The following is a 12,973-nucleotide window of genomic DNA, read 5'->3' as shown; positions in this document are numbered from 1 at the left end:
GTCACAGGGCGTTTATGACGATCTTTTTCTTGAATTCCTCTTCCATGGCCGAGAGTCGGGCGCGCTTGTGGTTGAGGAGATAGCGGGACAGTTCCTCGGAGACCTTGGCCGTCACCGTCTCCTGGCTCGAATCCTTGCGCAGCTGGCGGTAGATGTCTTTCAGCACCGTCAGCGCCTGCCACTCGTGGTTGCGCCGCTGGCCCGAGCCGTTGCAGCACGGGCAGGGCTCGGAGGTGATGGACAGGGCCGAGGACCCCAGGCGCTGGCGCACGATTTCGAGCAGGCCAAAGCGGGAGATGCGGCCGACGTCGGTGCGGGCCCGGTCGTTTTTAAAGGCGGCGCGCAAGGTCTTTTCCACCTCGGCCACGTGCTTTCGGTCCTTCATCTCGATAAAGTCGATGACCACCTGACCGCCGATGTCGCGCAGCCGCAGCTGGCGGGCCACTTCCTCGGAAGCCTCGATGTTGGTCTTGAGCGCCATCTCGCGGAAATTCGATTCGCCGCCGATCTTGCCGGAGTTGATGTCCACGGCAGTCAGCGCCTCGGCGTGGTCAAAAACCAGCACGCCGCCGCTGGGCAAGGTGACCTCGCGGCCGTAGAGCTGCTCGATCTGCTTGCGCAAATTGAAGCGGTCCCACAAGGGCACGTCCACGTCGGGATGCTGTTTGACGATGCCCGGGCGGCGCGGATAGACCAGGGTGGCCATTTCCGACACGCGCTTGGCCGTCTCGGGTTCGTCCACCCAGATTTCGCCCACGTCGTCGGTCAGGTAATCGCGCACGGCCCGGGAGGACAGGTCGAGTTCCTGATAAATGAGGCTTGGCGTCTCGGCCGTGGTGCCGCGTTGGCGCACTTCCTTCCACAGGCGCTTGAGATACGAAAGATCGCGCTCCAGCGACGTCTTGGACTGGGACAGGGCGGCGGTGCGGACAATAAGGCCCAGGCCCTCGTCGAGCTTGAGGCCGGAAATGACTTCCTTGAGGCGCTTGCGTTCGGCCTCGTCCTCGATCTTGCGCGACACGCCCCGCTGCTCCCGGCCCGGGGTCAGCACGAAATAGCGGCCCGGCAGGGACAGATAGGTGGTGAGAAACGCGCCCTTGTGGCCCGTGGGTTCCTTGACGACCTGGACAAGGAGCTCCTGATTTTTTTTCAGCGCCTTCTGGATGGGCGGATACTTGGGACGGCGGTCGCCGCCGGCCTGCACGATCTGGTAGTACTCGGGGTGCACCTCGTCGATCTGCAAAAAGCCGTTGCGCTCGGCCCCGTAATTAATAAACGCGGCCTGCAGGGCGGGATCGATATTGTGGATCTTGCCCTTGTAGATGTGGCCCCGCGTCTTGGCCTGGTGGACCATCTCGACGTAGTATTCCAACAGCTGGCCGTCCTCGGCCACGGCCACCTCGACCTGTTCGCCGGGCAGCACGCTGATGAACATCTTCTGCTTGCGTTTCTTCCCTCTGCTCATTTCCATGAAACTCCCTGCCTGGGCAGGCTTGCCCAGGCAAAATTTTGTTTATCCGGCCAGGCCGGCATAAAAAACCGCGTCGCCTTCGCGCCGCTCCCGCACGGCCTTGGCCCGGACAAGGGCGGCCAGGGCCAGCCGGACATGGGCGGCGGGCACGCCGAGGCCCGCGGCCAGACCGCTCTCGGTCTGGGGGCGTCTGGCCACCGAGGCGGCGATGCGCCCGGCCAGGGCATCAAGAGCCGGCCCGGCCAAGGCGGCTGGGCCATGGCCCTCGGCCCGACGCAGCGCGCCGGCCTCCTGGGCGACGCCGCCCAGGGCGGCCCGAAACCGGGCCAGGGCCTCGGCCGAAGCGGCCTGGCAGCCCGGATGGGCCCCGGGGCGCGACAGGGTGACGACATCCACCCGGTTCGGCGCGAGTTCCCGGCAAAAGCCCTGCAAAAGTTCGCCATTTTCGGCCGAGTCGTTTATCCCGGCCAAAAGCAGCACTTCAAGAAAAATCTTGCCGTCGTAGGCGGCCCGGAAATCAAGCAGGCCCTGGCGGATGGCCGCAAGGCCCACGGCGGCGTGGGGACGGTTCAGGCGATGGTACTCGGCCGGGACCAGCGTGTCCATGGACGGCAGCACGATATCGGCCTGGGCCAGTTCCCGGCGTACGTCCGGGTCGGGCATCAGGCTCGAATTGGTGAGCACGGCCACGGGCAGGTCGGGAAAAAGCGCTTTGGCTCCGGCGATGACGGCCCCGAGTTCGCTGTTCAGACACGGTTCGCCAAGCCCGCCCAGGGTCACGACGTCGGGGGGGGCATGGCCGGCCGCCTTCCAGGCGGCCAGTTCGTCCAGCAGCCGGCGGGCCGGAACATAGGGCTTGCGCGCGGTGGTCAGGGCCTCGGTGACGCCGGCCTCGCAGTAGAGGCAATCAAACGAGCAAATGCGCGCGCCAAGCAGGTCCAGGCCCAGCGAAACGCCGAGCCTCCCCGAGCCTACCGGGCCAAAAACATGCCGTAAAGGTTCCGTGGCGCGCTCCTTTTTGCCGTCTCGCACACTTGACAGGCGCGCTCCGCCATGGTCAAGGGCCTCGACCCAACAAACAACCCGGGGTGACAGCGTGAAACAGGGCGATTTGATACTTCTGGTCTCTCCCAAGGGCAAGCGATATCTGCGGCGTTTCGACCAGGACACCGTGCTGCACACCCAGGAAGGCATGATCCGGTTCAGCGAAGTGGCCCGGGCCGGCAGCGGCGGCGCGGTTGCCACCCACATCGGCCACGTCTTTCGCATCCTGCGGCCCACCACCCACGATCTCATCAAGGGCGTCAAGCGCTCCACCCAGATCATGTATCCCAAGGAGATCGGCTACGTGATCCTGAAGCTCGGCATCGGTCCGGGTATCCGCGTGGTGGAGTCGGGCAGCGGCTCGGGCGGCCTCACCACGGCCCTGGCCTGGCACGTGGGCGACACGGGCCGGGTCTACACCTTTGAAAAACGACCCGAATTCCATGCGCTTTCCGGCGAGAACCTCGACGCCGTGGGCCTGTCCCACCGGGTGTCGCGCCACAACCACGACATCGCCGAGGGCTTTTACCCCGAATCCGTGGTCAAGGGCGATCCGGCCAGCGACCCCACCGACGCCGACGCGCTGTTTCTCGACGTGCGCACGCCCTGGGACTACCTGCCCCAGGCGGCGGCGGTGGTGCGCCCGGGCGCGCCGGTGGGGTTTCTCCTGCCCACCACCAACCAGATCAGCGAACTGCTCTGGGCGTTGGAAAGTTCGCCCTTCGAGGACGTGGAAGTGCTCGAAATCCTGGTGCGGCGCTACAAGCCCGTGCCCGAGCGTCTGCGGCCCGAGGACCGCATGGTGGCCCACACCGGCTTTCTGGTCTTCGCCCGCCACGGCGGCCGCGACGTCTGCCCGCCCCCGCCGCCGGCCGACTTCCCCGAGTCCATGGACGCCGGGCCGTCCGGTTTTCCTGACGAGAGCGACCAGGGAAGCGACAATTCCGCTGCCCCCGATTGACCGGACCGGGGGAAGCGGCTAAGACTTCTAGCATGGCAAGAGATGTACCAAGCGCCGAAGCCCCCCGTTCGCTCAAGCGGCTGCTTGATCCCTTAACCGGGCTTCTGGGCGTTCCGGTGGCCGTCAACACCAACCCCGGCGCGCCCGTCTGGCCCGATCCCGGGGCCGAAGCCCATGCCATTTTGCACCGGGAATTCCCCGAACGCGGACCATGCCCCTGGCTGGCCCCGAGGTCGCCCCTGGCTGAGACCGACGAGCCAAAATCCGTCTGCCCCCTGGGACTGTCCGCGGAACGCTTCCCCTTGATCCTGCGCGACGGCCGGCCGGGGGAACTGGTGGTGGGGCCGTATTTCACCAATCCGGCCGACCGGCAAGCGCTTTTCGGCCGCAGCCGGGCCGCCGACGCCGCCTTGCACGTCCTGCCCTGCCTGCTGCCCCAACGTCGCGGCCTGATCGAACTTTTCTACCGCGAATTCGCCGCCTTCGCCGGCTCGGCCGCCCGGGCCGGAGCGGCCAAGGAACAGTTCCTGGCCAACATGAGCCATGAGCTGCGCACGCCCTTAAACGGCATCATGGGCATGTTGAGCCTGCTTTTGCAAAGCGAGGGCGACGGCCGTCGCCGCCAATTTCTCGAGCTGGCCATGAACGCCTCCAACCAGCTCCTGGGCGTCATAAACGCCCTGCTCGACTTAAACGGCATCGCCTCGGGCCGGCTGGTGCTGGCCGAGGAACTCTTCGAGCCGCGCCGGATGCTGGCCGAGCTTTTCGCCATGTGCGCCGAGGACGCGGCCTCGCGGGGCCTGTCTTTCCAGGCTGCCGTGGCCGATGACGTGCCGGTCCAGCTCGTGGGCGATCCCCAGCGGTTGCGCCAGGTGCTGCTCAATCTCATCCACAACGGACTCAAATATACCGAGCGCGGCGGCCTGGACGTGGCCGTGACCATGGCCCCGACCCAAAGCGCCCGTTCCGACGCCGCCAAACTGCTGTTTTCCGTAAGCGACACCGGCATCGGCATCGCCCCGGACCGCCAGGAAGCCATCTTCGACCATTTCGCCATCGGCGAGCCATTTCTCGGCAAACGCTACGCCCAGGCCGGCCTGGGCCTGGGCATCGCCCGGGACATCGTGGGAAAAATGGGCGGCCGGCTGCGGGTGGAAAGCGAACTCGGCCGGGGCAGCACCTTTACCTTCACCGCCGAACTGCGACGGCCCTGCGTCGTATCCCCGGCCCCGGCGCCAAACGAGGCCGCCCAACCCACCGGCGGCGGCGCGGTCATCGTCCACGCCGAGGACGACCCCGTGGCCCAGCTCCTGGTGCGCCGCATCCTGGAAGATCGGGGCTACGTGCCCATTTCCGTGGATTCCTGCGAGGGCCTGTTCGACCTTCTGGCCAGCCGGCCCGTGGACATGGTGCTCATGGACGTCGCCATGCCGGGCCTGTGCGGCCTGGAATCCACCCGCCGCATCCGGCGGGGCGAGTCCGGGGCCGCCGCCGACATCCCCATCGTGGGTCTGTCCGGCTCGGCCACGCCCGAGGACCGCCGCCAGGGGCTCTCAGCCGGCATGACCGACTACATCGCCAAGCCCGTCACCCGGTTCGAACTGCTGGCCGTGGTCCAGCGGGCCCTGGCCGGCAGGCCCTTACGGGCGGCTTGATTTTTCCAAAAGACCGGTCTAAAGAACTTCTCTTTTTCCCATCACGGGATTTCGCGCCAAAGGAGACCCGGCATGACGCGCAAGGATCGCACAGAAGGCATCTATTCCCGCCGGGAAGTGCTCGACGAATCGGAACGCCGCCAATATTACCAGATCCAGATCAAGGATCTGCTTTCCTATGCTTACCGCTACTCCGAGGACGTCAAGAAGCGCTTCGACCGAGCCCAGTTCCAGGCATCGAAGTTCAAAACCCTCACCGACCTCAAGCACATCCCCATCCTGAAGAAGAAGGAACTCATCTTCCTGCAGTCCATGGGACCGAGGCTCGGCGGGCTTTTGACCAAGGACATGGGCGAGCTGCGGCGTATTTTTCTGTCCCCCGGACCGATCTTCGATCCCGAGGACCGCGAGGACGATTACTGGGGCTGGACCGAGGGCTTTTACGCCTGCGGCTTCCGCTCAGGCGATCTGGTCCAGGTGACCTTCAACTACCATCTCACCCCGGCCGGCCTCATGTTCGAGGAGCCGCTCAAAAACCTCGGCTGCGCCGTGGTTCCCGCCGGCCCGGGCAACTCCGCCACCCAGCTGGAGATCATGCAGAAGCTGCGGGCCACCGGCTACGTCGGCACCCCGAGCTACCTCATGCACCTGGCCCAAAAGGGCGAGGAGATGGGGCTTAACCTGCGCAAGGACCTCTACATGGAGGTGGCCTTCGTCACCGGCGAGAAATTCTCCGAAAAGCTGCGCGCCAATCTGGAGAAGAAGTTCGACATCATCATGCGCCAGGGCTACGGCACCGCCGACGTGGGCTGCATCGGCTACGAATGCTTCCACAAGACCGGCCTGCACATCGCCAACCGCGCCTTTGTCGAGATCTGCCATCCCGACACCGGCATTCCGCTCAAGGACGGCGAAGTCGGCGAAATCGTGGTCACGGCCTTCAACAAGACCTATCCGCTGATCCGCCTGGCCACCGGCGACCTGTCCTACATCGAGCGCGCCCCCTGTCCCTGCGGGCGCACCTCGCCTCGCCTGGGTTCCATCGTCGGCCGCGTGGACACCACCGCCCGCATCAAGGGCATGTTCGTCTACCCGCACCAGGTCGAGCAGGTCATCACCCGCTTCGAGGAGATCAAACGCTGGCAGATCGAGGTCACCAACCCCGGCGGCATCGACGAGATGACCCTGGTCATCGAAGCCTCCAACTTCAAGCGCGAGGAAGATCTGCTCCACAAGTTCCGGGAGAAGATCAAGCTGCGCCCGGCGCTCACCGTGGTCGCCCCCGGCACCCTGCCGCCCCAGATCCGGCCCATCGAAGACAAGCGCAAGTGGGACTAGGCGCGCCCATGCGCCGCCCGGCATAACCATGCCAGTCCACTTTCCGTTCGAGCCTACGGCCCCCGGGGGCGCGGGAACCTCCCGCGCCCTGGGGGCTTTTCTCCTGGCCGGCCTGCTGGCCCTGGCCATGCTCGGCGCGGGCTGCGCCAAGCGCGCCCCGGGCACGCCCCCGGTCGCCCCCGAGAGCCTGGTCGACGCCGCAGGCGCGCCCCTGGCCCCGGCCGCCTTTGCCGCCGAACTGGCCGGAGCCGACTATCTGCTGCTGGGCGAGGAACACCCCAACCCCTGCGACCATCAGGCCCAGGCCGCCGTCATCCGCCGGCTGGCCGCCGTCGGCGTCCTTCCGGCCATCGGCCTGGAAATGGTCCCGGCCGACTATCAAGGCGTCCTCGACGCCTTCAACGCCGGCACGCTCCCCCTGGCCGAACTGCCGGCCAAACTCGACTGGAAAACCACCTGGGGTTTCGATTTCGAACTCTACGCCCCGATTTTCGAGGCCGCCCGGGAGTACAAGCTCCCGGTCTACGCTTTAAACGCCCCCAAGGGTCTGGCCCGCAAGGTCGGCCGCCAGGGCCTGGACGCCCTGACCCCGGCCGAACGCGCCAGCCTCCCCGGAGCCATACTGCCCCCGGCCCCGGCCCAGGTGGAAGAGCTGCGCGAGCTTTTCGCCCAGCACGGAGCCATGCGCAAGGCCGCGCCCCAGGAAAACGCCAAGCCGGCACAGACGGACGCCAACCCCCAAAACCGCCCACTGGCCGCTCCTGCGAGCCAGGATGCCGCCGCTGCCCAGACCAAGGTCGCGCCGTCGGTCGCCCGGGACGTCGCCCCCCAGGCCAAGACTGCGCCGGACGACACCGCCACGTCCAGCGCCAAGGCCAAAGCCTCCGCCAAGCCGGCCCTCCGGGACGCCGCGCCGGCCCGCGACCCCTTTGAAAATTTCGTCACCGTGCAGTCCTTGTGGGACACCCAGATGGCCGCCCGGGCGCTCTATGCCCGGGCCGTGGCCGGCCGGCCCGTGGCCGTCATCGCCGGAGCCGGACATGTGGCCAATGGCTGGGGCATCGCCCGCCGGCTGGCCGTCCTTGATCCCTCGGCCAAGGTCGTTCTGGTCATGCCCTGGCGCGGCGGCGAGGCCCCGGACGCCGAAGCCGCGCCCTACTTCTTCGCCTGCCCGGCCGCCCAAAAAAGCCGGCTCGGCATGACCCTGACCCAGGACCAGCCCGCCCCCGGCAAACCCGCCGCCCTGCCGCTGGTCACCGCCGTCGCCCCCGGTTCCCCGGCCGCCAAGGCGGGACTCCTGCCCGGCGACGCCGTCGTCGCCGCCGGCGGCCACCCGGCCGACACCCTGTCCGTGCTCCACAAGGCCGCCATCGAGGCCGTCAAGGACGGCAAGGCGCTGTCGCTTACCGTCTCCCGGGCCGGGGAAACCCTGGCCATCGACATCCCCATCGCCCTGCCGGCCGCCAAGTAGCGCCATGCCGCCGTCGTACCGCCGCAAAACCACCGGGCTTGCCTCCCGGAAAACCGTCCGTCGCGCCGCCCGGCCGGCGGCCTGACCCGCGTGTAAGCGCATCCGCCATGCCCGAACTTCCCGAAGTCGAAACCATCGCCCGAGCCCTAGCCCCGGGCCTTGTCGGCCGCGTCATCACCGGCATCGACGTCCCGGACGCCAAGGTGCTGGCCGGCCCCAAGCGCCGGGCCGAGTTCGCCGCCATGGCCGTGGGCCGGACCATCCAATCCGTCGCCCGCCGGGCCAAACTGCTGCTGCTTACCCTCGGCCCGCGCCCCCAGGTCCCGGGCGACGGCCCGGCCGTCCTGGCCTTCCATCTCAAGATGACCGGCCGCTTCCACATCGCCCCGCCGGGCGCTCCCGATCCCGACCGCGCCCGGTTGCTCGTCCGGCTCTCCGACGACAACACCCTGGTGTTTGCCGACCTGCGCCGCTTCGGCACGGCCCGGGTGCTCACGCCCGAGGCCCTGAGCGCCTGGGATTTCTACGCGTCGCTTGGCCCTGAACCCTGGGACATGACGCCCGACGCTTTCGAGGCAGCGCTTTCCCGCAAGTCCACCCGCATCAAGGCGGCGCTGCTCGATCAGACCGTCATCGCCGGCATCGGCAACATCTACGCCGACGAATCGCTCTTCGCCGCCCGCATCCGGCCCGACACGCCGGCCAAGGCCCTGACCCCGGCCCAACGGCGACGGCTCCTCAAGGCCGTCCAGGACGTCATCGCGGCGGCCATCGCCGCCGGCGGCAGCACCATCCGCGACTACCGCACTCCCGACGGCGTGGAAGGCGGTTTCCAGAACCATTTCCAGGTCTACGGCAAATCCGGCGACCCCTGCCCGGCCTGCACCGCGCCGCTCACCCACGCCAAAATCGCCGGCCGCACCTCCACCTATTGCAGGAAGTGTCAGAAGTAAGGCAGAAGACGCCCCGGGGGGGATCATCCCCCCCGGACCCCCTGATTATGGGAGGGGCGTTTTCCGGCGACAGGGAAGACCCTGCCGCCGGAAAACGCCCCTCCCACAGTCAGGAGTTCCAAGAAGCCTTGGCGGCCTCGACCACCCGTTAAAAGTTTTTGAGGGAAGGAGGGGTGTGGGGAGGAAACCCCCTTTTTTCAAAAAGGGGGTTTCCTCCCCACAAAAAACCATGTCGCAGCACGTCAGACAGATTGCCAAGGACGCCTCCATTGTCGGGGGCGCGACCTTGTTGTCAAGGATACTGGGGTTTTTCCGGGATATGATCCTGGCCTACGTACTCGGGGCCGGCATAGCCGCCGACGCTTTTTACGTGGCCTACCGCCTGCCCAACATGATGCGCCGGCTTTTCGCCGAAGGCTCCATGACCATGGCCTTTGTGCCGGTCTTTCAGAAGCTGCGTGAGGAGGTCGGCGACGAAAAGGCCTTTGCCATGCCGCGTTCGGCCATGGTCTGGCTGCTCATCATCCTGGGCGTCTTGACCACGTTGGCCATCGTCTTTGCCCGGCCGCTGACCAAACTCATCACTCCGGGCTTTGCCGACGATCCGGCGCTGTTCGATCTGACCGTGGATCTCACGCGCATCGTCTTCCCCTACATCATCGAGATTTCCGCCGTGGCCCTGTGCATGGGCGTGCTCAATTCCTTCGGCCATTTCCTGGCCCCGGCCCTGGCCACCTCCGAACTCAACACCATCATCATCCTCGGCGCGGGCGTGGCCTGGCTGTTCGGCTTCGATCCGGCCTACACCCTGGCCTGGAGCGTGGTCATCGGCGGCATCGGGCAGGTCTACATGCAGCTGCCGCAACTCAAAAAGTTCGGCTTCTCCTGGCGCGGGCCATGGTCCCTTCGCGACAAGGGCGTGCTGCGCATGGGCCTGCTCATGCTGCCAACGGCCTTTGGCGCGGCGGTCTATCAGCTCAACATCGTGCTGGGGACGCTTCTTGCCTCCTACCTGCCCACCGGCTCCATCTCGTACCTCTACTACGCCGACCGGCTGGTGCAGTTTCCGCTGGGCGTCTTCGGCGTGGCCGTGGGCACCGTCGCCCTGCCCGGCCTGGCCAAGCTCGCCTCGGCCGGCAAGACCGGGGAATTCGTCGATACCCTAAACGCCTCGCTGCGCCTGACCCTTTTCATCTGCCTGCCGGCCGCCGCCGGACTCATCGCCCTGGCCGATCCCATGGTGCGGGTGCTTTTCGGGCGCGGGGCCTTTGGCGAGCCGGCCATCGCCGCCACCGCCGGGGCGCTGGTGGCCTACGGCGTGGGCCTGCCCGCCTTTGCCTGCGTACGGCCGCTGTACTCCGCCTATTTCGCCCTGTCCGACACCCGCACCCCGGCCATTGTCGCGGCCGTGTGTCTGGTGGTCTACGTCATCGCCGGCCTGGCCCTCATGGGACCTACCGGCCATGTCGGATTGGCCCTGGCCACCTCCATCTCGTCGTGGGTCAACATCGCCGCCCTGGGCCTGGTCCTGCGCAAAAAACTCGGCCCCGGCTGGCTGCGCCTGGGCCGCACCACTTTCATCGGCACAATCTTAAGCATCGGCGTCGGCTTCGGGGCCCACGCCACGGCCGACCGCCCCTACCTTTCGCTCATCCTCATCATCCTGTGGGCCATGGCCTACATGGGCCTGGCCTCGCTGCTGCGCGTCGAGGAAGCCCGGATGCTTACTGATTTTGTTCGTAGGAAGATGAAGAAGAGATAAGAAGAAGAAAATACAGAGGAAGATGCCTCCGGCGGCCGGGGGCCTGAGGCCCCCGGACCCCCCATATGGGAAAAAGGGGGTAAGGGACACCCTTCACCGGTAATGGAGACGTGTGCGTAAGACGAGAAGCAGCTAGCGCACTTGCGGCAGGGCGCGCACGGTTTCCAGCAGCATGGCGGCGAAGCGACGGCGGCCGTCGTCGGTCATGTGGTAGCCGTCGAACCGCTCGGCTACGGCCATGTCCGTGTCCGGGCCGGCAAAGACGCCGCGCGACGGGTCGGCCGCCCCGGCCTGGGCCTGCCGGATATCCGGGCAGATGCGTGAGCAAGCCCCGGTGGCGGCGTCCGGGCAATCAAGCGCCTTGAAGCGGCTGACTTGCGAGACCACCACCGGCGCGTCCACGCCCATGCGCCGCAAATCGCTGATGACGTTGTCCAAGCCTTCGGCGTACAGCCCCCCTTCCATTCCCACCAGACAATCGGCCTCGCCTTGATGGTAGAGTACGAGATTGGGCTTGATCCCCTGCCCGTCCAGGCGGCGCAGAGCGCTTTCGAGCATGGGCCGCAAATCGCCGTGGCGCGCCCAGTTCCACACCGACGAACCCTGCACCGCCAGCGGCACGACAAGCGCGCTGTCGTAGAGCCCCGCTTCCAGGGCCGCGTCAGCGAAATCAAGCACCGCCGCCGCCCGCTCGCCCGACGTGCCTAATAGCGGATTGGCCGCGACGAAACACGATCCCTCGAAATAATTTCCGATACGATGGCGCGGGGCAAACTCGCCCAAGGCGGAATTGGCGATGTTGGACTGGCCGATGGTCAGGACGACCAGCGGCTTTTGGCCGAGAAACGACGCGCACGGGGCCGTCTCGCGGCCGGCGGCGTCGGTGAACGCCGTGCGCGAGGCCGCGTCGGGAAAATGCGGCACGCGCCGGGCCGCCTGCTCCTGGAGGCGGGTGAGCCGGAGATCGGCGGCTACTTCCCGGCCGGCCCAGCCCAGGGCCAGGACCGTGGCGGCAATGAGCGCTGCGTCGGCCGCCCAGGCGAAAAGCGATCGGGCAGCCGGCATCAGCTCGCCCCGCCGCGTAGCGTCACGAAAACCGCCTCCTCAAGGACATATCGTACATCACGCCTACCAGCCGCCCGGCGTCACGAGAACCGCGTCAGCAAGGGCATACGGCACGAGATGATTGGGCATATGGCTTTCCCGCCGCAGAGCATCAGGCGAATTTCCGCTTGAAGTAACCATGGACGGCGGCGTCCAGCCGGCCCAGGCCATAGCCCACGACGAGAATCAGGCCCACGGCCACAAGCGCCGCCCGGTTGTCGAGCTGCCAGCCGAACCGGTAGACCAGCCAGGAGAAAAAGACCCCCACCACCAGGGCGTGGGTCAGGTAGACGGCATAGGCGTAGTCGCCCCACTGGCCGATGGCCTTCACCCACGGGGCCTGGAAATGGTTTTCGAGCTTGACCAGGGAAACCAGCGTCACGGCCGTGCACAGGCTCCAGGTGGCCAGCTGCTTCATGTTGTAGGGTTCGAGCTTCCAGGCCTCCGAAGTGGCCACGGTGACGGCGGCGCTGGCGACGATGGCCAGGACGTAGGCCGGCCACCAGTCGAAGCGTAGGCGCTTGGCGGCGTGGTAGGCCAGGGCTCCGGTGATGAAGTAGATGTTGACGTAGGAGACGAAAAGCCGCTTCCAGGGCGGCAGCACGTAAAAGGCCGTGATGCCCGAGGCGTAGTAGGCGATAAGGATGACCCCGAGCCAGACGAAGAGAAACGGCACGAAGTAGCGTCGCGTCTTGGGGAAGGCGAAAGGCGTGATGATGAGGTAGTAACAGACTTCGTAAATGAGCGTCCATTCGATCTTGAGGGGATAGTCCACGAAGCCCACGGGCAAAAGCGTCATGGCCAGGAACATGTCCTTGCCCGGCAGCTGGTCAAAGAGCAGATAGCGCAAGGCGATGGCCAGACCGCAGGCGATAAGAAAGGTCGGATAGACGCGCAGAAGGCGTCGCACCAGGAAGTTGCGGTAGCCGATGTCGAGAAGAAAGGCCATGATGAAGCCGGAGATGCTGAAGAAGATGAAGGCCTTGCACATGAATGCGTCGGGAATGACGTGAAAGAGGGAATCGCCGACGTTGTTCACCAGCGTCATGTAGACGCCGACATGGATATAGACGATCATCAACATGCCGATGATCCGCAAAATCTGAATGGAATACATCATAGAGGGGTCACCTGAACGTGTGGGCGTCGGTTTGCGGGCGTCGGACCGCCATATCGCGCGGAGAAACGAACCAGGCGGCAAGGCCTGGCGGGCG

10 protein-coding genes are annotated in these 12,973 nt (G+C 66.4%); 6 read left to right on the top strand and 4 right to left on the bottom strand.

Annotated elements, in window-relative coordinates; all coding sequences use genetic code 11:
• Position 1: 1 nt before the first annotated feature.
• Both C3Y92_RS07825 and C3Y92_RS07820 read right to left on the bottom strand, forming a co-directional pair.
• Entirely contained in the window at positions 2 to 1,465 is a 1,464-nt protein-coding gene (locus tag C3Y92_RS07825) for an Rne/Rng family ribonuclease (RefSeq protein WP_015860394.1), read from the bottom strand.
• 48 nt (positions 1,466 to 1,513) lie between these two features.
• Positions 1,514 to 2,503 carry a radical SAM protein gene (locus tag C3Y92_RS07820; RefSeq protein ID WP_129351378.1) on the bottom strand — a complete coding sequence of 330 codons (990 nt, stop codon included), beginning with the start codon at positions 2,501 to 2,503 and terminating at the stop codon, positions 1,514 to 1,516.
• A 64-nt stretch (positions 2,504 to 2,567) separates the two neighbouring features.
• Here C3Y92_RS07820 and C3Y92_RS07815 point away from each other — a divergent pair, with 64 nt between their 5' ends.
• The 6 genes from C3Y92_RS07815 (at position 2,568) to murJ (ending at position 10,655) form a co-directional block, all read left to right on the top strand.
• Complete coding sequence (locus tag C3Y92_RS07815; protein ID WP_129351376.1) at positions 2,568 to 3,476, top strand: tRNA (adenine-N1)-methyltransferase; 909 nt, start codon at positions 2,568 to 2,570, stop codon at positions 3,474 to 3,476.
• Between the two features lie 32 nt (positions 3,477 to 3,508).
• Entirely contained in the window at positions 3,509 to 5,131 is a 1,623-nt protein-coding gene (locus C3Y92_RS07810) for an ATP-binding protein (RefSeq protein ID WP_129351374.1), read from the top strand.
• A gap of 72 nt (positions 5,132 to 5,203) precedes the next feature.
• A complete protein-coding gene (locus C3Y92_RS07805) occupies positions 5,204 to 6,469 on the top strand; it encodes a phenylacetate--CoA ligase family protein (RefSeq protein ID WP_006921029.1) in 1,266 nt (421 codons plus the stop codon).
• Between the two features lie 28 nt (positions 6,470 to 6,497).
• Positions 6,498 to 7,940 carry a ChaN family lipoprotein gene (locus C3Y92_RS07800; protein WP_129351372.1) on the top strand — a complete coding sequence of 481 codons (1,443 nt, stop codon included), beginning with the start codon at positions 6,498 to 6,500 and terminating at the stop codon, positions 7,938 to 7,940.
• Between the two features lie 107 nt (positions 7,941 to 8,047).
• Positions 8,048 to 8,893, top strand: a complete 846-nt coding sequence (gene mutM / locus C3Y92_RS07795; RefSeq protein WP_129351370.1) for a bifunctional DNA-formamidopyrimidine glycosylase/DNA-(apurinic or apyrimidinic site) lyase — start codon at positions 8,048 to 8,050, stop codon at positions 8,891 to 8,893.
• A 229-nt stretch (positions 8,894 to 9,122) separates the two neighbouring features.
• Positions 9,123 to 10,655 (top strand): murein biosynthesis integral membrane protein MurJ, encoded by a 1,533-nt coding sequence (gene murJ / locus C3Y92_RS07790; RefSeq protein WP_129351368.1) that lies wholly within the window; start codon positions 9,123 to 9,125, stop codon positions 10,653 to 10,655.
• 132 nt (positions 10,656 to 10,787) lie between these two features.
• Here murJ and C3Y92_RS07785 read toward each other — a convergent pair whose 3' ends face one another.
• Together C3Y92_RS07785 and C3Y92_RS07780 are read right to left on the bottom strand one after the other, a co-directional pair.
• Positions 10,788 to 11,720 carry a sialate O-acetylesterase gene (locus tag C3Y92_RS07785; protein ID WP_129351366.1) on the bottom strand — a complete coding sequence of 311 codons (933 nt, stop codon included), beginning with the start codon at positions 11,718 to 11,720 and terminating at the stop codon, positions 10,788 to 10,790.
• Positions 11,721 to 11,871: 151 nt separating this feature from the next.
• Positions 11,872 to 12,879: an acyltransferase family protein gene (locus tag C3Y92_RS07780; protein WP_129351364.1), complete on the bottom strand. Its 1,008-nt coding sequence runs from the start codon at positions 12,877 to 12,879 to the stop codon at positions 11,872 to 11,874.
• Positions 12,880 to 12,973 lie beyond the last annotated feature (94 nt).

This window comes from Solidesulfovibrio carbinolicus, assembly GCF_004135975.1.
Classification (GTDB): domain Bacteria; phylum Desulfobacterota; class Desulfovibrionia; order Desulfovibrionales; family Desulfovibrionaceae; genus Solidesulfovibrio; species Solidesulfovibrio carbinolicus.
This window is presented reverse-complemented; position numbering and strand designations above follow the sequence as displayed.